General features: G+C 38.4%; 22 protein-coding genes. 8 read left to right on the top strand and 14 right to left on the bottom strand.

Going from position 1 to position 23,332, the window contains the following annotated elements; all coding sequences use genetic code 11:
* The first annotated feature begins 27 nt into the window (after positions 1–27).
* Positions 28–687, top strand: a complete 660-nt coding sequence (locus NZD88_RS05490) for a YceI family protein (protein WP_259828070.1) — start codon at positions 28–30, stop codon at positions 685–687.
* Positions 688–813: 126 nt separating this feature from the next.
* Positions 814–1,824 carry a phenylalanine--tRNA ligase subunit alpha gene (gene pheS / locus NZD88_RS05485; protein ID WP_259828069.1) on the top strand — a complete coding sequence of 337 codons (1,011 nt, stop codon included), beginning with the start codon at positions 814–816 and terminating at the stop codon, positions 1,822–1,824.
* A gap of 305 nt (positions 1,825–2,129) precedes the next feature.
* On the opposite strand, the gene NZD88_RS05480 is transcribed toward pheS, so the two are convergent.
* Positions 2,130–2,900 (bottom strand): DUF3108 domain-containing protein, encoded by a 771-nt coding sequence (locus tag NZD88_RS05480; RefSeq protein ID WP_259828068.1) that lies wholly within the window; start codon positions 2,898–2,900, stop codon positions 2,130–2,132.
* A 157-nt stretch (positions 2,901–3,057) separates the two neighbouring features.
* On the opposite strand from NZD88_RS05480, the gene NZD88_RS05475 reads away from it, so the two are divergent.
* Positions 3,058–4,113: an NAD(P)/FAD-dependent oxidoreductase gene (locus NZD88_RS05475; protein ID WP_259828066.1), complete on the top strand. Its 1,056-nt coding sequence runs from the start codon at positions 3,058–3,060 to the stop codon at positions 4,111–4,113.
* Between the two features lie 12 nt (positions 4,114–4,125).
* A complete protein-coding gene (locus tag NZD88_RS05470) occupies positions 4,126–4,455 on the top strand; it encodes a 2Fe-2S iron-sulfur cluster-binding family protein (protein ID WP_259828065.1) in 330 nt (109 codons plus the stop codon).
* Between the two features lie 195 nt (positions 4,456–4,650).
* On the opposite strand, the gene NZD88_RS05465 is transcribed toward NZD88_RS05470, so the two are convergent.
* The 6 genes from NZD88_RS05465 to NZD88_RS05440 all read right to left on the bottom strand — a co-directional run bounded on the left by NZD88_RS05465 (position 4,651) and on the right by NZD88_RS05440 (position 8,745).
* On the bottom strand, positions 4,651–4,845 hold the full coding sequence (locus tag NZD88_RS05465) for a hypothetical protein (RefSeq protein ID WP_259828063.1): 195 nt from the start codon (positions 4,843–4,845) through the stop codon (positions 4,651–4,653).
* A 3-nt stretch (positions 4,846–4,848) separates the two neighbouring features.
* Positions 4,849–5,430, bottom strand: coding sequence for an LOG family protein (locus NZD88_RS05460; RefSeq protein ID WP_259828061.1), 582 nt, complete (start codon positions 5,428–5,430; stop codon positions 4,849–4,851).
* A gap of 207 nt (positions 5,431–5,637) precedes the next feature.
* On the bottom strand, positions 5,638–6,063 hold the full coding sequence (locus tag NZD88_RS05455; protein ID WP_259828059.1) for a hypothetical protein: 426 nt from the start codon (positions 6,061–6,063) through the stop codon (positions 5,638–5,640).
* Positions 6,064–6,074: 11 nt separating this feature from the next.
* Positions 6,075–7,517, bottom strand: coding sequence for an aminoacyl-histidine dipeptidase (locus tag NZD88_RS05450; protein WP_259828058.1), 1,443 nt, complete (start codon positions 7,515–7,517; stop codon positions 6,075–6,077).
* Between the two features lie 109 nt (positions 7,518–7,626).
* Complete coding sequence (locus tag NZD88_RS05445) at positions 7,627–8,118, bottom strand: hypothetical protein (protein ID WP_259828056.1); 492 nt, start codon at positions 8,116–8,118, stop codon at positions 7,627–7,629.
* A gap of 21 nt (positions 8,119–8,139) precedes the next feature.
* Entirely contained in the window at positions 8,140–8,745 is a 606-nt protein-coding gene (locus NZD88_RS05440; protein WP_259828054.1) for an LURP-one-related family protein, read from the bottom strand.
* A gap of 387 nt (positions 8,746–9,132) precedes the next feature.
* Between NZD88_RS05440 and recR the strand changes: the two genes are divergently transcribed.
* Positions 9,133–9,744, top strand: coding sequence for a recombination mediator RecR (gene recR / locus NZD88_RS05435; RefSeq protein WP_259828052.1), 612 nt, complete (start codon positions 9,133–9,135; stop codon positions 9,742–9,744).
* 2 nt (positions 9,745–9,746) lie between these two features.
* The gene (locus NZD88_RS05430) at positions 9,747–10,580 is read left to right on the top strand and encodes a glycosyltransferase family 2 protein (RefSeq protein WP_259828050.1); all 834 of its coding nucleotides are present in this window, start codon (positions 9,747–9,749) and stop codon (positions 10,578–10,580) included.
* Positions 10,581–10,631: 51 nt separating this feature from the next.
* On the opposite strand, the gene secG is transcribed toward NZD88_RS05430, so the two are convergent.
* The 3 genes from secG to NZD88_RS05415 form a co-directional block, all read right to left on the bottom strand.
* On the bottom strand, positions 10,632–10,988 hold the full coding sequence (gene secG / locus NZD88_RS05425; RefSeq protein ID WP_259828048.1) for a preprotein translocase subunit SecG: 357 nt from the start codon (positions 10,986–10,988) through the stop codon (positions 10,632–10,634).
* Positions 10,989–11,119: 131 nt separating this feature from the next.
* Positions 11,120–13,165, bottom strand: a complete 2,046-nt coding sequence (locus tag NZD88_RS05420) for a M16 family metallopeptidase (RefSeq protein ID WP_259828046.1) — start codon at positions 13,163–13,165, stop codon at positions 11,120–11,122.
* 53 nt (positions 13,166–13,218) lie between these two features.
* Positions 13,219–14,532 carry a M16 family metallopeptidase gene (locus tag NZD88_RS05415; RefSeq protein WP_076506557.1) on the bottom strand — a complete coding sequence of 438 codons (1,314 nt, stop codon included), beginning with the start codon at positions 14,530–14,532 and terminating at the stop codon, positions 13,219–13,221.
* Between the two features lie 320 nt (positions 14,533–14,852).
* On the opposite strand from NZD88_RS05415, the gene NZD88_RS05410 reads away from it, so the two are divergent.
* Positions 14,853–17,183, top strand: coding sequence for an ATP-dependent helicase (locus tag NZD88_RS05410; protein ID WP_259828042.1), 2,331 nt, complete (start codon positions 14,853–14,855; stop codon positions 17,181–17,183).
* A 457-nt stretch (positions 17,184–17,640) separates the two neighbouring features.
* Entirely contained in the window at positions 17,641–20,367 is a 2,727-nt protein-coding gene (locus NZD88_RS05405; RefSeq protein ID WP_259828040.1) for a TonB-dependent receptor plug domain-containing protein, read from the top strand.
* Positions 20,368–20,422: 55 nt separating this feature from the next.
* On the opposite strand, the gene tenA is transcribed toward NZD88_RS05405, so the two are convergent.
* Genes tenA through thiM form a run of 4 tightly spaced genes read right to left on the bottom strand, consistent with a single transcriptional unit; the run spans position 20,423 to position 23,319 of the window.
* A complete protein-coding gene (tenA, locus tag NZD88_RS05400; RefSeq protein ID WP_259828038.1) occupies positions 20,423–21,073 on the bottom strand; it encodes a thiaminase II in 651 nt (216 codons plus the stop codon).
* On the bottom strand, positions 21,060–21,893 hold the full coding sequence (gene thiD / locus NZD88_RS05395; RefSeq protein WP_259828036.1) for a bifunctional hydroxymethylpyrimidine kinase/phosphomethylpyrimidine kinase: 834 nt from the start codon (positions 21,891–21,893) through the stop codon (positions 21,060–21,062). The genes tenA and thiD overlap by 14 nt, the downstream gene beginning before the upstream one ends.
* On the bottom strand, positions 21,890–22,525 hold the full coding sequence (thiE, locus tag NZD88_RS05390; protein WP_259828034.1) for a thiamine phosphate synthase: 636 nt from the start codon (positions 22,523–22,525) through the stop codon (positions 21,890–21,892). Before thiE ends, thiD begins: the two co-directional genes overlap by 4 nt.
* Entirely contained in the window at positions 22,522–23,319 is a 798-nt protein-coding gene (thiM, locus tag NZD88_RS05385; protein WP_259828032.1) for a hydroxyethylthiazole kinase, read from the bottom strand. The genes thiE and thiM overlap by 4 nt, the downstream gene beginning before the upstream one ends.
* Positions 23,320–23,332 lie beyond the last annotated feature (13 nt).

Here is a 23,332-nt window from a genome sequence, read left to right as displayed (position 1 = left end):
AGCAGAAGTAATAAAAATATATCAAAAATGAGAAAAAAACTGTTTTCTTTAGCTATTCCTGCTTTATTTGTGGCAGCGGTAATGGTTTCTTGTAAAAAAGATAAACCTGTTACCAGCGAAAGCAATGAGGTAGTAACTACAAAAGACGGGAACCAGTATACACTGGATACGCTGAACAGTAAAGTGGAGTGGAAAGGATATAAAGTATTCAAGTCTGAAAGCACAAGCCATTTCGGAACCATTAAGTTTGAAAGTGGTGATGTAACGGTAAAAGAAGGAAAGCTTGAAAGCGGGAAATTTGTTGCGGATATGAGTTCTTTGACGTCTGTAGATCTAAAGGATGATGCGGATCAGTTAGGAAAACTGAATGGTCATCTTAAGAGCGGTGATTTCTTTGAAGTGGAAAAATTTCCTACGGCTTCGTTTGAAATTACAAAGGTAACACCAGCTACGGAAGGAGATTACAATACGCTTCTTGATGGTAATTTAACGATCAAGGGGATCTCAAAACCGGTTCAGTTTAAGGCTAATGTTTCTGTAAAAGACGGAGAAGTAAGTGTAGCTACTGAGCCCAAAGATATTAAAAGAGAAGAGTTTGGCGTGAAGTTCCAGGCTCCTGCTGAAAACGGGGTAATCAAGGATGAGGTAACTCTTCAGATCAACGTTAAAGCTTTAGAAAAGAAATAATTTTTTTATTTAAGTGAAATAAGTGATTGAAGTCTGCCTCCCGTAAAGGGGCAGATTTTTTTATCACAGATTCATTATTAAACTTAAAAAACGTATTTTTGCAAAACATTTTGAAAGGGTAAAACAATGATAGAAAAGATAGAAGAACTACTTACCGAAGTAAACAGCTTCAATGCTACGTCTAAAGAGGAAATTGAAAACTTCCGAATTAAGTATAATGGTAAAAAAGGTGTTCTGAACGATTTTTTTGAAAAATTTAAAGAAGTTCCAAACGACCAGAAAAAAGAATTCGGACAGAAGATCAATTCTTTGAAGCAAGCCGTTGCGGGAAAACTGGAGAATCTGAAAGACTCTTCCCAGTCTGCTATTATCACCGAAAAAGAAGATCTTACAAGACCGGCTTTTCCATTGGATATGGGGTCAAGACACCCGATCAATCTGGTGAAAAACAGGATCATTGAAATTTTCAAATCAATTGGTTTTGCAGTAGCCGATGGTCCGGAAATAGAGGATGACTGGCACAACTTTACGGCTCTTAATCTTCCTGAGTACCACCCGGCAAGAGATATGCAGGATACATTCTTTATTGAACAGAACCCTGATATCCTTTTAAGAACGCACACTTCTTCTGTACAGATCCGTTATATGGAAGAAAATCAGCCGCCGATCAGAATTCTTTCTCCGGGAAGAGTATTCCGAAATGAGGCTATTTCTTCACGTTCGCACTGTATATTCCATCAGATTGAAGGTTTATATATTGATGAAAATGTAAGTTTTGCAGATCTTAAGCAGACGATTCAGTTCTTTACAACGGAACTTTTTGGAAAATCCAAGATCAGAATGAGACCTTCTTATTTCCCTTTTACAGAGCCTAGTGCTGAAATTGATGTATACTGGGGACTGAACTCTGAAACCGATTACAGAATCACAAAAGGAACAGGTTGGCTAGAGATCATGGGATGTGGAATGGTTGATCCTGCCGTTTTGAAAAATGTGAATATCGATGCTGAGAAATATTCAGGATACGCTTTCGGAATGGGTATTGAAAGAATCACAATGCTTCTTTATCAGATGAGCGATATCAGAATGTTCTTCGAAAATGATATCAGAACTTTAGAACAGTTTAAATCACTATAAAAATTAAACCTCCGGAATTTCCGGAGGTTTTTGTTTTTAATTACTGACCTAAGAAACAAAACGTAATTAAAAACGATTCTATTGAAAATTTACAACGTGTATTGTCTTATTGATGGTGCAGTACAAAATAAATGCTGATCATGTCACGCTGAGTGAAGTCGAAGTGTGACAACCTTTATCAGTCTTTATGCCTGCTGTTATTAATAAGACAATTAGTAATGACAATGTATTACATCTGGAAATAAAAAAATGGCAGCAAAAATTTTTGCCGCCATTTTTTTTAAGCTAAAAAGACTGATCGCTTTTTACTTAATATATTTTAAAGGGTATTTTACATTTTTAAGATCTTCGATACTCGCTTTCAATGAACCTACGGCCAATTCAGCCTGTAAAAGCATAGGAATATGGTTGGCATCATTGGTCACCCACATTGTTACCCCTTCTTTTTCTTTGAAAACCCTTCCGCTTTTTACAGACGGGATAATTTTCAGACAGTTGATGGTACCGAATTTGGTTTTCAGATCTTCTGTTCCTGTTACTTTCAGCTGAAAGGGGAACATTTCATCGTCGATCCATACATTCATATTGATAACCGTTCCTACTTTCAGTTCGCTGGTGCTTTTGCTTCTCAGGTAATAGAAGCAGGAAAGCATATCCTGAACTCCTTTGACGGATTTCACCACCTTTGAACCGTTAGCGGGTGTTTTTTTATCGGTTAAGATTAGTGTGTGGTTATCGTGATTGAAAACGGTCTCAAAATGCTGACGATAGCTTCCTTCACGTACATTTCGAACGTAAAAGCTTGGCAGGCCGGTTCCTGTATTGATGAAGCTTTCATATAAATCTTCTACTTTAAAAAAGGCTTTGACTGCGCCTGTAGTCTTTCCTGTCCCTTTTACATACAGGTGGGGAGCACCCATATAGGTGGTTTTTTTGGTAGTAAGATTGGCGGTTCCGGCATTCAGGATTCCATAGTGGATTCTGAATGTAATAGATTCACCATCAGCAATATTATCGATCTGAGCGTAACTCAGCAGGAACGTAAATATTGCAAAAAAGCTTAAAATTTTCTTCATGATATGACATTTAACAAAAACACTGCCAAATTTAAGATTCCTATGCATTGACCGGGATTTGATAAATCTCAGGTTTTTATTTAGAATCAATTAAATAGGCTTCGCATTAAAATTAGTAAATTTGCAGCTACATGTATAATTAAATTATCTTTTTATTATGATAACCACTGATATATTGATCATAGGAGCCGGACCTACCGGGCTTTTTGCTGTTTTTGAAGCAGGTTTATTAAAAATGAAGTGTCACATTATTGATGCACTTCCACAGCCAGGAGGACAGCTAGCGGAGCTTTATCCTAAAAAACCTATTTTCGATATTCCAGGATATCCTTCTGTGAATGCAGGAGAATTAGTAGATAATTTGATGGAGCAGATCAAGCAGTTTCAGCCGGGATTCACTTTGGGAGAAACAGCCGTTTCTTATACCAAGGTAGATGATGAATGGTTTGAAGTGATCACTAACAAAGGGACTGTTCACCGATGTAAAGCTATTGCGATTGCAGGTGGATTGGGTACTTTTGAGCCTAGAAAACCTACTTTCGAAAATGTAGCTGATTACGAGGAAAAAGGTCTTGAATATTTCGTTAAAGAACCTGAGCATTTCAGAAATAAAAAAGTAGTGATCGCCGGAGGAGGAGATTCTGCGCTGGACTGGAGTGTTTTCCTTTCCAATGTTGCCAGTGAAGTAACTTTGATCCACAGAAGAAATGAGTTCAGAGGAGCTTTGGATTCAGTGGAAAAAGTTCAGGATCTTAAAAACCAGGGGAAAATTAAATTAATTACACCTGCTGAAGTTACCGGAATCAAAGGTGACGGAAAGGTTGAAGCGATCACTGTAGAAATTGAGGGGCAGGAAGCGTTCGATATTGGAACAGATTATTTCATTCCTTTATTCGGACTGACTCCAAAATTGGGTGAAATCGGGAACTGGGGATTGAATATCGAGAAAAATGCCATCGTAGTCAACAATGCACTTGATTATCAAACGAATATCGACGGAATCTATGCTATTGGAGATATCAATACTTATCCGGGAAAATTGAAGCTGATCCTTTGTGGTTTCCACGAAGCAACTTTGATGTGTCAAAGTGTTTACAACAGACTGAATCCAGGTAAGAAATTTGTACTTAAATATACGACAGTAAGCGGTGTAGACGGATTTGACGGTAGCCGTAAAGAAGCAGAAAAGGCAGTTGTGAAAAAAATTGACTAATTTTGCATTATTATGTCAGATATTAATATAAAGATCACCGATCGGGAGGGGATAACCCATGATGTTGTAGCGCCTACAGATATGTCTATGAACCTGATGGAGATCATCCGTTCTTATGAATTGGCGGAAGAGGGAACCATTGGTGTATGCGGAGGAATGGCGATGTGCGCCTCATGTCAGGTATATGTGATCAATGATCCGGGCTTGGAGCCTATGGGAGATGAAGAAGATGCGATGCTGGCGGAAGCTTACCATGTAAAAGAAAACAGCAGACTGGGATGCCAGCTGCATATCATGGATGCCATGGAAGGTCTTGAAGTGGCCATTGCTCCTTATCCTTAGAAATTTTATTTAAATTATATAAAGATTCCTGAAGAACTTATTTTTCAGGGGTCTTTTTATTTATAAAATTAAAATTATTGTGATTTAATGAACGAGGTAAATAGTTTGTAAAATTATGTGAAATGTTTTCTGAAAATTCTTCTACAAACTTATTGTCATTTATATAGCTTTCTTTTTCCTCTACATTAAGTTTAATTAACATCCAATCATCAGAAAATTGAGGGGATTATATTTAGCATCAGAGAAATTGAGAGGATTGTATATAATACCAGTATATAAATCTTTATTATATAATACATCAATGTATAAATCTTTGTCAGGGGATTCATATACAATGTATTTCCAATAACCACTTTCTATATCTCTTAATTCTGTTTTCTGATTTTCCATAATTTAGACTTTATCTCTAGAAATCCATTTCCCCACAGTAGGCGCTTTATAATTCCTCATTTTCTCCAAAAGCTCATCAACGTTGTCACTAATCAACAGCATATCACGATTCACTTGCTTTAAAAACCCTTTATCAACCATGGTTTGAACCAGTTTTATTAAATCGTCATAAAACCCGTCAATATTCAGAATCCCAATTGGTTTTTTATGAAGCCCCAGCTGTGCCCAAGTGATCATTTCAAAAAACTCTTCAAGGGTTCCGTAGCCGCCGGGAAGAACGATTACGCCATCGCAGAGATCATTCATCTTTGTTTTTCTTTCATGCATCGTTTCTACGATGATAAGTTCAGTGAGATTTTTGTGGGCAATTTCTTTGGATTGCAGGAAGTGGGGGAGAACTCCCGTGGCCTTTCCTCCTTCGCTTAAAGCTCCGTCTGCAACTGCTCCCATCAAACCAACGTCTGCACCGCCGTAAATCAACTGTATATGCTGTTGGGCTAATGTTTGTCCAAGCAGGAAAGCCTGTTCTTTAAAAATATCGTCTGTGCCGAAACTGGAGCCACAGAAAACTGTTATACTTTTCATGATTGTAAATCTTGTTAAATGATTTTTGAACCATTAAGGCCAATGAAGTTATTAAGGAAAGTTAAGTAAAATATCAAAGATATTTTTAAGCCTAATATCTGTAAATTCTTAATGATCTTAACGACTTAAAAAATCTTAATGGTTCAAATTAAAAATATCCAAAATCATATGACTTTGGATATTTAATATAGTTATTTCTGGGAATACTTAATCAACTTTAACCATTTCCCAAGTTCCTTTAGTTCCAAAAGAAACATATAATAATAAGTTCTTAAAACTTATTCCTCCTTTAATTTTCCATTTTCCTATGTAAGAATTTGTCAAATTTAAAGTGCCATGATAATAGATGGGCATATGTTTTTTATTTTCAAACTCTACTTTTTGTCTGTTGCTGCCATATAAGATGGATTTGATCGGCATTTGCTTAATAAATGTTATTTCATGACCGTTGAGTTTTCCTTCGATTGTTCCTAAACCTTTGGTGCCATAATTCTCATCATCGTCTTGAATAGTTCCAATAAAAATTTCACCATCAAATTCTGTAATTTTTAATGTAAATCCAACTTCTTTTTTGTTGAATTCAGAATTTTGTTTCAAGTTATATTTATATTTTCCCTTCCAAGTACCAATCATAATTTCCTAATTTATTTCTGAGGAATATTCGCTAAAATATCTTTAGTGAAACTCCAGAACTTTTGAGCAGAAGGGATATTCGCTTTCTCATCCGGAGAGTGCGCTCCTCTGATCGTAGGTCCGAAACTTACCATTTCCATTTCCGGATAGTTCGCACCGATGATTCCACATTCTAAACCTGCGTGACAAGCAACCACGTGAGGTTTTTCGCCAAACTTTTCAGTGTAAATTTTCTCCATCAGCTGTACGATTTCAGAACCAGGTTTTGGTTTCCATCCCGGATAAGAACCACTGAATTCAACATTCATTCCAGCTAATTCTGCCACGGATTTTAACTGGTCTGCCACAGAATACTTAGATGAATCTACCGATGATCTCGTCAGATTTAAAATTTTAAGTTCTCCCCCTTTTAATTCAACTCTTGCAACATTATTAGAGGCTTCTACAAGATCTTTTACGTCCGGACTCATTCTGTAAACCCCATTGTGAAGAGATTTTAAAGTCAGAATAATTTTCTTTGAATCTTCTTCGGAAATAGCTTGATCAGAGGTTGTAGAGTTTTCAATATTAATATGAATTCCAGGTTCAACTGTAGCAAATTCTTCTAAGATATCTTTTTTAAGAATTGTTGCCGCTTCAATAAATTCCTGAGCATTTCTCACAGAAACCAATGCTGAACCTTCTCTTGGAATAGCATTTCTTAATCCACCTCCGTCAACAGAGATCAGTTGGATATTCTGCTTGTCTAAACCGCTGTAAAGAAGTCTTCCCAAAATAATATTGGAGTTTCCGAAACCTTTGTGGATGTCCATTCCTGAATGTCCTCCCTGAAGTCCTTTCACTTCAATTCTTACAATTTGTCCTTTTGCGGCTTCTGTTGCATAATTTTGAGTGATAGTCACATCTACACCTCCTGCACAACCGATATCGATTTCGTCATCCTCTTCTGTATCAAGGTTTAATAGAATTTCTCCTGTTAACTGCCCTGGCTTTAAACCTAGAGCACCCGTCATACCTGTTTCTTCATCGATGGTGAAAAGCGCTTCAAGAGCAGGGTGTGGAATATCTGAACTTTCAAGGATAGACATGATGGTGGCAACTCCCAAACCGTTGTCTGCACCTAAAGTAGTTCCTTTTGCTTTTACCCAGTCTCCATCAACTTCCATTTTGATCCCTTCCGTATCGAAGTCAAAATTGGTATCGCTGTTCTTTTGGCATACCATATCCAGATGCGACTGAAGAACGATAGATTTGCGGTTTTCCATACCTGCAGTAGCCGGTTTTCTGATGATCACGTTTCCTACTTCATCTACAGTAGTTTCCAACCCTAAATCTTCACCAAATCCTTTGATGAAAGCAATCACTCTTTCTTCTTTTTTAGACGGTCTTGGAACTGCATTTAATTTGGAGAAATTCTTCCAGATAATCTGCGGTTCTATATTAGATAATTCCATGAACTTTTATTTTTATCAAAATTACAAAATAAAAAATGCTTCCGTGAATCCGGAAGCATTTTTTATAGGTCGTATGGGGACAAAAAGGTAAAATCAGCCTTTTGTTTTTCTAGCATCCACATTCACCGTAAATAGGTAATGTTTCTACAGTACCGTCCGGTTTTTCAATCGTCAGGGTACCTTCGAATAATAAAGCTTCTTCGTGCTTTATTTTTTTACCTTTTACAGAGATTTTGTAGTTGTCGCTTTCAATCTCTTTGGTGAGTTCCTCATCCACTTCCATGTCGCTTGATGAAATCAGGTTCATGGTCAATCTTTTGCCGTCGAGTTTCATGTAGGCAGTTTTTCCGGCATCGTCAGCATAGATATATTTCTCTGCTTCAAATTCTGCTTTGTTTCTCGCAAAATAGCATGAACATTCTTTGATCTCTTTGGGAAAAGGGATGATGTCTACCAGTACTTTTCCTGATGTTGTTCCTGTTTTTGCAGAATCTTTAACCAGGTTTAAAGAATCTGTAGGAGTAGAACTTTGAACGGTTTCTTTATCTTTTTTACAGGCGATCAAAAGAAACGCTGAAAAGAAAATGATTAGATATTTCATTGTCTGCTGTTTTTTATTTTTTTAGCCTCTTGCTCTTTCCAGAAGAACCATCATTAATAATGATAAGATGACCAAACTTTCGTCTTCGTCATTAATATCGATCATTCTGTCAAGCTGGAATCTTCTTCCAAAGAAAGACGGCATTTTTTTAAGTTTAAAATATTCTTTTCCGTCGATACCTCTTACAGTATAAGCCGGGTTAAGAAAATATCCTGTGAACATCCCTATAATTGGAATCTCACTCACCATTCCATCAAAGAACTTTGTCCATGCATTATCCTCTGCAACCGTGAATTTGGGTTGGTCGTTTGAATCCAGGATGTCATACGTAGATTTCCAGAGAGAACGCATTCCTTTTCTTGCCAGTCTCCCGTAGTTTTTGTTGTCGGTAAGATCACTTAAAGAATAAGAAGCATTGAAATCGATCCATTGGTTGGCCTTGATTCTGAAAAGCTCCTTAGATTTGCTTTCGTCATTGAAAACAACGACATCTTCTTTCAGTTTAAACATTTTCTGACGTACATAGGCTACATAGCTTCCGTTTTTGTCAGTAATATTGAAGTCACTTGCCAGTGTTGAGATTTTGAATTTGAAATCTAGTGGATAGTTTAGATTTTTAAGTACCATTTAGTTTATTTTTTTCATATTAGAACCCCAAAGATAGAGGTTTTTTTAGAATGATGGGGTAAGAATTTAGACATCAGACGTCAGATTTCAGACATGAGACATGAGACTTTAGACTGTGGTTGAGATTTAGGTTGGGAAATGTCAATGATGAATTTTGCTTTGCAAGTGAATGGTTAATTTTAGAATGAAGAAATAGGAGATAAGAATAAAGAATAAAGAATAAAGAATAAAGAATAAAGATGCCAGGCAAAAGACTCAAACCTCGTATCTCGTATCTGGAAACTAATGGTTCATAACAACTGCCAAACTCTCAAACCCTAAAACTCTCATACTTTCAAACCCCGAAACCCTTACCAATTCTCAACAATATTCCTTATTTTTGTACTTATGGATTATCCTAGTAAAGTTTTAGCAAAAGTCGTAGACGAAATTTCGGGACTGCCCGGGATCGGTAGAAAAACAGCTTTAAGATTAGCATTACATCTGTTAAAACAACCCAGTTCCAGAGCGGTAAGCCTTGGAAACTCATTAATCAACCTTGTCAACGAAATAAAATACTGCAAAGAATGTCATAATTTTTCAGATTTTGAGGTGTGTGAGATCTGCAGCAATGAAAAAAGAAACAGCGAGGTGATCTGCATCGTTGAAGACGTACGTGATGTGATTGCTATCGAGAATACAGGAAAGTTTACGGGTAAATATCTGATTTTAGGAGGAAAGATTTCACCAATGGAAGGCGTAGGACCGAACCAGCTGAATATTCCAAGTATCGAAAGGAAAGTGAATCAGGGTGGCGTAAAGGAATTTATTTTTGCATTGAGTGCTACGATGGAAGGAGATACGACGGCCTATTATATTTATAAAAAATTTAAAAACTTCAGTGTGAGTTTTTCAAGTATTGCCAGAGGAATTTCAGTAGGAGATGAGTTGGAATATGCAGATGAAGTATCTTTGGGCAGATCTATCATGAACAGGTTGCCATACAACGAAAAGGATTAAATATGAAGCTGTCGGTAATTATTGTGAATTATAATGTGACCAGGCTGTTGAGAAACTGCCTTTTGTCTATCCGGAAATATACGGAAGGGGAGGATTACGAAGTGATCGTTATAGATAATGCATCTACGGATTCTTCATGGAGCAACCTTATTCCGGAGTTCCCTAAAGTACATTTTATATCTTCTGAGCATAATGACGGTTTTGCTATTGCCAACAATAAAGCTATAAAAACGGCAACCGGAGAATACGTTCTTCTTTTAAATCCGGATACGGAACTGGAAGGATCCTATGTGAAGGATCTTCTGGATTTTGCTGATTCCAAACCGGATTTCGGATGTTTGGGCGTAAGGATGCATGATGCAGAGGGTGTTTTTCTTCCGGAGAGTAAACGCTCTGTACCGGATATGTTCAATTCTTTTGAAAAATTATTTACGAATTTTAAAAGAAGCAATTCAAAATCTTACTACAGGAGTGATATCGACGAAAACGCAGTGGCAGAAGTAGAAGTTGTTACCGGAGCATTTTTATTGGTTAAAAGAGATATTTACCGGAAGATAGGAGGTCTTGATGAAACGTATTTTATGTATGGGGAAGACATTGATCTGTGCTATACGCTGTTGAGAAACGGCTATAAAAATTATTATTACGGTGCAGCTTCCATACTTCATCACAAAGGTGAAAGTACGATTAAAAATGAGGTGTATCTTGATCGGTTTTATGGAGCCATGCAGATCTTTATTGATAAATACTACAGAGAATCTAAACCGGTGCAGTATTCGTTTTTAAAAGCGGGATTGAAACTCCGCCATAAGATTGAGAAGATCAAACTAAAATAAAAAAGCAGTTCAATTTGAACTGCTTTTGTTTTATATAAGATAGGTCTGTTATTATTTAGCCGGAGCTGCAGGTACCTGGGCCGGAGCCGTTGTAGTAGCTGCTGGTGCAGATTGCTTAGTAGGAGCCGTAGCTTCTTTCTTTACTGGCTGCTGTGCCGGAGCTGCTGTTGTAGGCTTACCTGTGATCACAACGCTTATAAGAATAAGAACGATGATTACTGCGCCTAGAGTCCATGTTGCTTTTTCCATGAAATCATTGGTTCTCTGTACCCCAAACTGTGCAGGTGATGCACCTCCGAAAGTACTGGAAAGGCCTCCTCCTTTAGGATTTTGAGCCATAACGATGATTACCAATAAGATGCTGGCGATCATAACAAGAACCATCAATAGTATAAATATAGTATCCATTAATTTTGATATCTTTTTGAATGGGCAAATTTAATCTTTTTTTACCGAATGACAAAGAAGATCATGGTAAATGTTATTAAAAATAAAAACGGCAGCAAACGCTGCCGTTTTTTCTGTAAAAAACAGTATTCTTATTTAAAATCAGAATCTTTAACCTGATTAACGTCGTATGATTTTACATTCATCGTCATGTCCATCCCCATTTGATTGATTGAGATGGTAAATGGCATTTTCACCCCATTGACATCTTTATAATTAGAGAACGTTGTAGGCACTGTGATTTCTTGTCCCTGTGCTTTTACCGTTTTGGTTTCTCCTGTTTTTAATCCTGTGCTTACGCTGTAATAATAGGTAGTGTCTTTCCCTTTAATGACGTAAGAATCCTCACCACCGATTTTTTCAATTCCGGCTACTTTATAATCCTGAGATTTTGCAAAACCAAGTTCTTCAAAAAGTTCAGTATTTTTAAGTTTTTCAGCGATTTGCTCTGGTTTCATCTCAACTTTCTGACCCATTTGCTCAGAATATCCTTGTTTACCGTCAAAAATCTGTTTCTGAACCACCTGTCCCATTGCCGTTACTGTTGTAGCCTCTTTACCACCTTGAGCCTTAGCGATTTTAAAATCAATATTCTGACCCTGCATAGACATGGAAGCGTTCATCACAAAAGATGAAATTTTAGCAACATTCGCTTTTCCTCCGATGGCATTGATGTATTTATCAGCAATAGATGCTACATTCACGGCAGCATCTACTTTTTGTGCAGTTGGTTTGGCTACCGGATTGGCTTCCTTGTCGAAATATTTTACCGGGTATCCTAATTTCTCAAGTCCTTCAGAAATATCAGCCGCTTTACCAGCGATGAAAATTCTGCTTTTGTTGGGTAAAATGTTGGCTTTTGCAGCATTGGAAATATCTGCAGCAGTTACTTTATCAATTGATTTTAAGTAATTGGTATAGAAATCAGAAGGTAAATCCTGAACCTTTTGGTTTAAAGCAAATTTTGCAATCGTTTCAGGCTTTTCTAAAGACATGATGAAAGAACCTTTCAGCTTAGCTTTAGCATTTTCCAGTTCTTCAGGTTTTACGGTAGTAATAGCATTAAGTTCATTCATAAATTCCTTAACCGCTTTATCCGTAACCTCATTTCTCACACTTGCACTAGCGGAGAAATCAGAAGAATATTTATCAGCGCTCATGTCGGAGTAAGCTCCGTAAGTGAATCCGTTTTTCTCACGAAGATTCATGAAAAGTCTCGCTTCACCCCCACCACCTAAGATGTAGTTAGCCATAGTAGCCGCGAAATAGTTCGGATCTTTCATTTTAAGATTGTTCAGGTTGTTCACTGAAACTACAGACTGTACAGCAGAAGGTACATCTACAATGTTAATCTCTGTTGTAGCAACATTAGCAGAAGGTTCCAGAGGAACGATAGGTGTATTGGCCTTTTTCCATCCGCTGAAAGCTTTTTCAACCAATGATTTTACCTGATCGAATTTCACATCTCCCACAATCACTAAATAAGCATTGTCCGGAGCGTAATATTTTTTATAAACGTTTTGTACGTCAGCTAACTGGATCTTGTTGATAGATTCTACCGTCTCGAATTCCCCTCTTGATGTATTTTTACCATACATTAAGGCATTGGAAACCTTTGAAGCGATAGCAGAAGCATTTTTCTCTTCAGATTTTAACCCTTCTAAAGCTCTTTCTTTTGAATTTTGAATTTCTTCAGCAGAGAATTTAGGATTGATGATCGCATCTGCCATCAGGCTTAATACGTCTGGGAAATATTTTGAAAGAGAGTTCGCAAAAGCGCCATTGGAAGAAAAGCTTAGGTTAGCGCCCAGATAATCTACTTTTTTGTTGAAATCCTCTTTACTTACATTGGTTGTTCCGTTTTCGAACTGTTCGGCCATGATAGAGCTTACTCCCGTTACACTTCCTTCGTTGAATGGAGGTCTGTCCATAGAAAGAGTCGTGTTTACTCTTGGTAATTTATTGTTTTCCACAACCATTACCGTAAGACCGTTGCTCAGTTGAAAAGTTTTTGGCTTGGCAATGTTGATCGCAGGAGTAGGTCCCGGTTTCGGCATTGCGTTAAGATCAATTTTTTGTGCTGAAATCGTTCCTGCGAAAAAAAACGCTGCAGCTATATATGTTAATTGCTTTTTCATTTGTAAAAATTTAATTTTAATAATCATTTTTTAAACCTGAAAGTTTTAAATGACTACTTTTTTTCAGGAACGTAATTAATGATTACTCTTTGATTGGAATTCAAATACTTTTTAGCCGCGTTCTGCAGATCCTGTCTTGTGATCGATCTGTAGATGTCAATTTCCTTATTGATCAGATTGGTGTTACCCATCAATACGTGGTTGGTTGCCAGTGAAGCTGCAATTCCCTGAATGCTTGAATTGGCATTCACAAACTGATTTTCGTACTGGTTTTGAAGTTTCTGATAGTCCTCCTCAGAGATCAGACCTGTCTGCAGCTTTTTGATCTCAGCATCAATGTCAGCCTGTAAAGTCTGTTTCGTGGTCTGTCCCATTGGGATCGCGAAGAATGCGAAAATACTGTAATCTTCAAGACCCTGGTTGAAAGCCTGTACAGCAAGCGCTTTTTTATCCTGATCAACTAATTTTTTGTATAAAACAGAAGATTTTCCATTGCTTAGGTAAGAAGAAAGCATATCAAGAACATAGGCATCTTTTTCTTTGTTAGCCGGAGTTCTGTACGCGAAAATATATGCCGGAAGCTGAATATTAGGATCCGTAGCTGTTACTTCTTTTTCCTGAGTGATAGGAGCATCTTTCGGGAAATCTTTTGGATAAAGCGTTCCTTTTTGAATTCCTCCGTAATATTCCTGAATCCATTTTTTAGTCTGCTCAGGCTTGATATCTCCCGCCACTACTAATGTAGCGTTGTTCGGAACGTAATATTTTTTATAGAAAGCCTGGAACTCCTCAAGTTTTGCAGAGTTAAGATCTTCCATAGAGCCGATTGTAGGCCAGTTGTATGGGTGATTCGTAAATAGATTTTTCTGAATAGTAGGGAAAAGGTTTCCATAAGGCTGGTTGTCCATTCTTAATCTTTTCTCCTCTTTTACAACCTCTCTCTGAGTATCTACTCCCACCTGGTTGATGACAGCGTGACGCATTCTTTCAGCTTCCATCCAAAGACCAAGCTGCTCGTTGTTGGAAGGGAAAGTCTCATAATAATACGTTCGGTCATTCGTTGTGTTAGCGTTATTTTGACCTCCGTTTGAAGAAACTATCTTGAACCATTCACCTCTTTTGATGTTGGGGGTTCCTTCAAATAAAAGATGTTCGAAGAAGTGGGCAAAACCTGTTCTTCCCTTTACTTCATCTTTTGCACCTACATGGTACATAACACCCGTAGTGACTACCGGTGCAGAATTGTCCTGATGAAGAATTACGTGAAGGCCGTTTGGCAGGTCATACTCTTCGAATTTAATTTGCTGTGCATTCAGAACCATTCCGAAGAAAGATGCTGCTGCCACAGAAAGAAGTCGCTTTTTCATAAAGTAGAAATTGTTTGTATAAATTAGTAGGGCAAACACGGTGTTTGTTACATAATTACTCTACTTTTTTTTAAATTTTTGTTTATTTGTAAAATTATTTAACTCCACTATGAGAATTTCTTATCCTTTACTTTTTGTTTTCTCCTTTTTTCTGATGCAGGCACAGGAAAAATGGACGGTTACGAAAAATTTCAATGATTAAACATATTCTGGTCCGGTAGAATACACCTCCTAATTTTTTTACTTTCTATAAATTAAACTCATAATTTGAATTGTCCTTTGAATACATTAATTTTGTGTTCCCAAAATTTTTTTGCAGTATGGATTATCTGAAAGGACTCAATGAATCACAATATGAAGCCGTTACCTCTCTACAGGGACCTTTGATGGTACTTGCAGGAGCCGGTTCCGGAAAAACGCGTGTGCTTACCATGCGTATCGCCCACCTGATTCACAACGGTGTGGACCCTTTCAATATCCTGGCGCTAACGTTTACCAATAAAGCCGCCCGCGAAATGAAAGACCGTATCGCAAAAGTGGTAGGGGACAGCAATGCAAGAAGCTTATGGATGGGAACTTTTCACTCGGTTTTTGCAAGAATCCTGAGGATTGAAGGTCATCATCTTGGCTATCCATCCAATTTTACAATCTATGATATGCAGGATGCCCTGAATGTCATCAGAAAAGTACTCAAAGACATGAATATCGATGCCGATCTTTATAAACCTAAAAAAGTTCAGGCAAGAATTTCAACATATAAAAACAACCTGATCACGGTAAAAGCTTATTTCAACAATCCGGAACTGATGGAAGCTGATGAAAAAGCGAATATGAAATTCATAGGGCAGATTTACCAGAGATATGTAGATGCCTGCTTCAAAAACGGAGCGATGGATTTTGATGATTTGTTGCTAAAAACCAATGAATTGCTGACCCGTTTTCCGGAAGTACTGGCCAAATACCAGGACAGATTCAGATACATCATGGTAGATGAGTACCAGGATACCAACCATTCCCAGTATCTTATTGTAAAAGCGCTGGCTTCAAAGTTTGAAAATATCTGCGTGGTAGGAGACGATGCACAGTCCATCTATTCCTTCCGTGGGGCGAATATTTATAACATCTTAAACTTTAAGAAAGATTATCCTGATGCGATCACGGTTTCTTTGGAACAGAATTACCGTTCGACCCAGAACATTGTGAATGCAGCCAACGTTGTCATTTCCAAAAACCTGCAGCAATTTAAAAAGAATGTATTCAGTGATAACGAAGAAGGAGATAAGATCAAAATATACCGTTCACTTTCCGATGCTGATGAAGCCAATTTCGTAGCCGGAAATATCTGGGAGCTTAGAAATACCGACCAGAGAAAATACAGTGATTTTGCCATTTTATACAGAACGAACTCACAGACCAGAGCATTTGAAGATGCACTGAGACGTAAAAATATTCCTTACAAAGTTTACGGAGGACTTTCTTTCTACCAGAGAAAAGAAGTAAAAGACCTTATCGGCTATCTGCGTCTTCTGGTCAATGAAAACGACTCCGAGGCATTGATGAGAATCATCAATTACCCTACAAGAGGAATTGGAGAAACTACACAGAATAAGCTGATCGTTTTTGCCGATTCTCATAATGTGACCATTTCGCAGGTACTGAGTAATCTACCGCAATATGCTCCTCAGTTGGGCTTAAACAATGGTGTTTTAACCAAACTGAATGATTTCTGGTCCATGATCAAGGCTTTCCAGGTACTACTGAAAACCGATACCGCTTACACTGTTGCCATGGAAGTGGCCAAACGCACCGGACTGATCAAATTCTTAAAAGATGACCAGACTCCGGAGGGAATTTCCCGTGTAGAGAACGTTCAGGAATTAATGAACTCCATGCAGGGATTCATTGAAGAGCAGATGCAGCTGGAAGACGGAGATCCGAGCCTTCCGAATTTCCTTGAGAATATTGCCCTTTCTGCAGATACTCAGGATAAAAGTTTAGAAGAAGATATGGTTTCGTTAATGACGATTCACTTATCGAAAGGTCTGGAGTTCCCTGTGGTACATCTTGTTGGTCTTGAGGAAAATCTTTTCCCGAGCTTTATGAGTTCCGCGACGAGAGAAGACCTTGAGGAAGAAAGGCGTCTGTTTTATGTGGCCCTGACAAGAGCTGAAAAACAAGTCTTTTTCTCTTATGCTGTTTCCCGTTTCCAGTGGGGAAAGATCACGGATGCAGAACCATCAAGATTCTTAAGTGAAATTGATGACCAGTATATTGAATTCTTAAACCCTGTTCTCGAAAAGAGATTTATCAATAATACCGGGATTAAGTCCAATATTTTTGATGAACATCCTTCTGAACAGAAAGCATTCAGAAGAGTTGAGAAGAAAACCATTGACAAAGGAGACAGTTCAAAACCGGCACCGGAAGTCAGAAAACTAAAACCAGTCAGTACCGCAAAAATTATCAATCCAAGCGGAGCTTCTTCCCAGGATATTGAAGTAGGAGACAAGGTAAGACACGATCGTTTCGGAATTGGGGAAGTTTCTTTCCTAGATGGTACAGATCCGCAGAACATCAAGGCTAAAGTAGTTTTCATTCATGAAGGAGAGAAAAACCTCATCCTGAAGTATGCTAAACTGACAAAAATATAATACGACATTTTTCAGCAGAAAAAGCTGATTATCATATTTTAAAACGGATTCCATTTTGGGGTCCGTTTTTTTAATCATTTCCTGACTATATTCTTGTTCTTTAAATATCCTATCTCTATTCCTGTTGGCTACAATTATAAAAGAGGTCCCAACAATTAAAATCAATCCCAGAACGAACATTTTATTTTTGTACCGTAAGAAACTATCGTGGGCAAAGGCTTCAGGAAATATCTCTCTTCCGGCTTCAGCTGCACAATATGAGTTCTAATTATACAGCTTTAATTTTGGTTTCATTTTGTTACAAAATCAATTCCTTGCAAGAAAGCAAAACTTATCTCCAATAGACCAAAACTATCTTAAATTTTCATAAAATTAAAGTCTATTGATTTTGTAGACTAATGAATTTGCTTTACATTTGCCACTCAAAAAAACATAAACTATAAATTGATGTAAGGGTATGAAAAATAAAAAGACTATTGTATCAGCTTCCGTACTGTTTTTCCTGGGAACGTATGCTTTCGGACAGGAAAAAGAGAAGGACAGTGTGAAAACCAACACGGTAGAAGAAGTAGTGGTACTGGGATCCAGAGCTGGTGCAAGATCAAAAATAGACAGCCCGGTTCCTGTGGATGTCTTCAATATAAAAGAATCATCCGTGATTCTTCCACAGTCCAGTATAGGACAGATTTTGAATGCAGTAGCGCCATCTTTTACTTCAACCATCCAAACCAATTCCGATGGAACAGACCATTTGGATCCTGCTCAGTTGAGAGGATTGGGTCCGGATCAGGTGCTGGTTTTGGTTAATGGAAAAAGAAGACACACTTCAGCGTTGGTCAATGTCAATGGAACACCGGGAAGAGGAACGGTAGGAACCGATTTGAACTCGATCCCTTCATTTGCTTTAAACAGAATTGAAGTACTGCGTGACGGTGCTTCGGCTCAATACGGATCCGATGCTATTGCAGGGGTTATCAACCTTGAACTGAAAAAAGATATTGGTAAACTTACCGGTCAGGTAAGCTACGGTGGAAATCTAACCCCGACTGCCAATGACCATACCGGAAATTTTGACGGACAGAATATTCAGGTAGACCTGAACTATGGAAATAAAATAGGGAGTAAAGGTGGTTTCTATAACATCACATGGTCTTCACAGTTTAGAAATCCTACTTCAAGAGCCGGAGCCGAAAGCGGATCTATCTATAACGCCTACAACGCGATTGAAAAACGGGCTCAGAATGACGGAGTCAATTTGTCTTCCCTTTTTTCGAATATTAACAGTGTACCGAATTCTCAGCAGCTTATTAACTATATCCATCAGTATGCTCAGGGTGTAAGTTATTTTTCTCCGGAACTTCAGAATCAAATTCAGGGAGCGAATACCATCAGTGCTTTGCAGGGTTTTTTAAAAGGAGATGTTACTGATCAGGAACTGGCTTACAGAGGACTGAGCAGAAAAGATTTCAATATGCAGGTAGGACAGTCAAAACTGAATAACCACCAGCTTTTTGCCAATATTGAAGTTCCAATTAATGATGACTGGAAAGTGTATTCTTTTGGAGGTTATAGCTTCAGACATGGAAGTTCAGGAGGGTTCTACAGAAAACCCAACCAGAGCAGAACATTTACAGGATTGTATCCGGACGGTTATCTTCCACAGATTGGAACTGATATCCAGGATCTGTCGCTTTCCGCAGGAATTAAAGGAAACTGGAACGGTTGGAATATTGACTTAAGCAATACATTCGGACAGAATTCATTCAATTATAATATTCAGGATACAGGAAATACCTCCTTACGCTTTGCCTCTCCGAATGAGTTTAATGCAGGTGGTTTAAGATTCTCCCAGAACACGATCAATTTAGATTTCTCTAAAAAATATGACGTATGGAGTGGAATTAATGTGGCTTTCGGAGCAGAACACCGTTACGAGAATTTCAAAATAACACAGGGTGATGAAGCTTCTTACACAACTTATGATGCCGCAGGAAATGTGTGGAATAACAACAGCCCGAGAGCAACGGATTTCTTTGGCAATGCACTTCCCGGAGGATCACAGGTTTTCGGAGGATTTAAGCCGGTTAATGCTATTGATAAAAACAGACAGGCAGTAGCGGCCTACGCAGATGTTGAATTTAATTTCACCAACTGGCTATTGGTAGATGCTGCAGCGAGATATGAAAATTATTCAGATTTCGGATCGACTTTCAATTATAAATTAGCTTCAAGAATCAAAGTGGCTCCTAATTTTAATGTAAGACTGGCAGGTTCTACAGGATTCAGAGCGCCTTCTATCCACCAGATCTATTATAATGTGACGTCTACTTTGTTTACCAACAGCCAGCTTCTGGAAGTGGGAACCTTTAGCAATGATTCACAAATCGCAGGACTTTTGGAAATACCGAAACTGAAGCAGGAAACTTCCAAATCTGCCAGTGTAGGATTTACGTACAGAATTCCTTCCGCAAGTTTGACCTTTACGGCAGACGGATATTTTACCAGAATCAACAACAGAATTATCCTTACCGACCAGTTCTTAAGAGCTGACGTACCTGCATCGGCTCAGGCAGCTTTTGATGCTGAGAGAGTTAATGGAGCCCAGTTCTTTACCAACGCTATTGATACGGAAACCAGAGGAGTAGATGTGGTGATTTCTCACAATGCACGATTTTCAGGATTCAAACTGGATAACAGTTTTGCGGCTAATATCAGCGAAACCAGAAAAGTAGGAGATACTCACTCTTCAGGACTTTTACAGTCTCCGAATCTTGAGAAAATTTATTTTTCAGAGAAATCAAGGGTATATCTGGAAGAAGCTGTGCCAAGGGTAAAAGCAAGTTTATCTCATACGCTTTCATGGAAAAGTGCCACGGTTTATCTTAGAAATACCTATTTCGGAAAAGTGACAGGGGCAGATATCATTGATACTAATGGTGATGGAATCATAGGGTTCAATGAGCACCAGCAGATCGGAGACAAGATTATTACCGATCTTTCATTGGCTTACCAGTTTACAAAAAATGTAGGTTTGACTATTGGGGTAAACAATCTTTTTGATATTTATCCTGATAAAAACCTTCCGGCATCTACCAACAATGATCAGTTCATTTATTCCCGTTCTACGTCCCAGTTTGGACAAAACGGAAGATATGTATTCTCAAGACTTAATTTTAATTTTTAATTGATATAAAAAAATAAAAACGGATTCAAATTTTGAATCCGCTTTTATTTTTAAGCTATTTCCATGTTTTTAACTCATAAGCGGCTTCCCAAAAATGGAATTCCATTCTGGAGGACATGATAAAGGCTTCGGTCATTTTTTTTCTTGTTTCCTCTGTACTGTTCTCAGCCAATCGGTCACAAATCGCAATGGCCTGATCTACTGCAACGGAAAATTCATCTCCTCCGTAGGTTTCAATCCACTTTTGGTAAGGATTGTTGATTGCGTTTTGATTCCTGTAAATATAATCTCCGACTTCTCTGTAAATCCAGAAGCAGGGTAAAACTGCTGCGACGGCAATTTCTACAGATTCTAAGGCTGCGGTACTTCTCAGGAAGTGAATGTAATGATGGCAGGCAGGTTCTAATGTGCCTTTATCTGTAACTCCAAAATCAATAAAGTAAGATTCATGTAATGCATTTTCCACGACAATGGCATTTTCCGCAAAGCGCATAAAGGCAAGCACATCCTGAAGATCCTGAATTTTGGCAGCAATCATCGAAAGCGTTCTCCCAAAATGTTCAAGATATAAAGAATCCTGATCCATATAAAACCGGAATTTCTCCTTAGGTAAAGTACCGTCTGATAATTCTTTGATAAACGGCATCGCCAGAATAGACTGATAACGTTGTTCTATAGTTTGCCAGGTGTGTTCAGACCATTTCATTTTTGATGAGTTTTTGAGGATTAAAAAAGTGATTAAGCGGACCGTTTCCGTGTCCTGTTTGTACGTCTTTACCGTTTTCTATGGCTTGATACACATAGTCTTGCCCCAAAGAAACAGAATCATATAAAGTCTTCCCCTGAGCCAGATAGGCGGCAATAGCTGATGAAAGCGTGCAGCCGGAGCCGTGGGTATTGTTGGTGTTAAATTTTACCGTCTCGAAGGAATGAAATTTCTCATTTTCGTCATAAAATAAGGAGGTGATGGTTGAGGTTTCCTGATGCCCACCTTTCAGAAGAATACTTTTGCAGCCCAGTTTTTTTATTTCTTTTCCTGCAGCGTGAAGATCTTCAAGAGTTTCTACTTTCATCTTTGCTAAAATAGCTGCTTCATCCATATTAGGGGTAATCACATCAGCGATGGAGAAAAGTTGTTCCGTGATGGCGGCTATCGTGTCATCTTCTATCAGTCGGTGACCACTTGTCGCGACCATGACAGGATCAAATACAAGCGGTATTTTTTTGTATTTGCCCAAGGTTGAAACAATGGTTTCGACCAGCTTTGGAGTATGAACCATCCCGATTTTGATAGCATCCGGAAAAATATCATCCAGAATAGCTTCGATCTGATCCGCTACGGCTTCCACAGGAATCGGATATATTTTTCTTACGCCCTGCGTATTCTGTACAGGTAAAGCAGTTAATACCGATGTCGAAAAACAGCCTAAAGCAGAAGCCGTTTTAATATCAGCCTGGATACCTGCGCCGCCGCTTCCGTCAAATCCGGCGATCGTTAATACCGATGGATAGGTGTATTTTTTCATTTTAAAATTTCATTTTTTAATTGATAGGCCGCTTTTTGAGGATCTTTGGCACTGCAAATAGCAGAAACTACGGCAAGACAGTTTGCCCCTGCGTTCATCACCTCTCTTGCATTTCCCAGATGAATATGGCCGATAGCTACCAAAGGTTTTGCTGTAAGCTGTCTGATCTTTGTGATTCCTTCCAACCCCCATTCTGTTATCGTATCCGTTTTGGTATCTGTTCTGAAAACAGGGCTTATTCCAAGGTAATCGGATACTGCCGTCTGTTCATTATCAAGCTGGAAAAGATATTCAATCGAATAGCCAATGATTTTTTGACTGAAAAGAGACTGCTGTCTTAGGTAAACAGGCGAAGCGTCGCTGTTCCCAACGTGAATGCCTGCTGCATTTACCTTTTCGGCAACCTCTGTATTATCGTTAATGATCAGTGGAATAGAATGCTTTTCTGTCAATTCAATAAGTTGCCGGGCTTTTGCAAGAAACGAATCCGTACTGCTGTTTTTCTCTCTCAGCTGGATCACATCGACTCCGCCAAGGATAGCCTGTTCGGCAACCTGGAGAAAATTTCTTCCAACACAATCAGCTTCGGAAATGACCAGATAAAGTTGATAGGGAAAAGGATTTAAACTCATTTTCGCTCTATATTTAAACGGTTGAAGAATTCCTGTTCAGTAATATTGTACAGTTTATCGATGAGGTTGATCTGAAGACTTCCCGGGCCTTTGCTTTCTTCAGCGGCTATTTCCCCAGCGATACCAATTAACGCCATGGCAGCAGCTACGGCCAGTACTTTATCTTCTGTAATTCCTATAAACGCACCAATTAATGCTGTAGCAGAACACCCCAAGCCTGTAATTTTAGTCATGAGCGGATGCCCGTTTTTAATGAAAATTTCCTGTTGGTTATTGAGAATAATATCTGTTTCACCGGAAATACAGACAATGGTGCCGTATTGGCTCACAAGACTGCGGGCAGCATCAATAGCTTCGTTACTTTGCGCAGTGCTGTCTACTCCTTTGGTAGCGGTCGTGTTGGCTTTGGCCAACGCAATAATTTCAGAAGCGTTTCCTCTGATAACGGTAGGTTGGTATTGTAAAAGCTGATTTAAAACTTCATCTCGGAAAGAAGTAGCTCCGGCACCTACAGGATCTAAAACCCACGGCTTCCCGGTTGAATGGGCTGTTTTAGCTGCCAGGACCATAGATTCTGACCAATATTCATCCAAAGTGCCTATATTAATAACCACCGAATGAGAAATGCCAATCATTTCCTGAATTTCAGATTTTGCATGCGCCATAATAGGAGAGGCTCCTGCAGCCAAAAGAGCATTGGCTGTATTGTTCATCACCACATAATTGGTGATATTATGAACAAGAGGAGATTTCTGTCTGACAAGCTGTACCAGTTCCCAAAGAATTTTTTCCATTATTATCATTTAA

Source organism: Chryseobacterium pyrolae (assembly GCF_025153485.1).
GTDB lineage: Bacteria > Bacteroidota > Bacteroidia > Flavobacteriales > Weeksellaceae > Chryseobacterium > Chryseobacterium antibioticum.
Note: the sequence above shows the minus strand (reverse complement) of the source record. Positions and strands in the feature narration are given on the sequence as shown.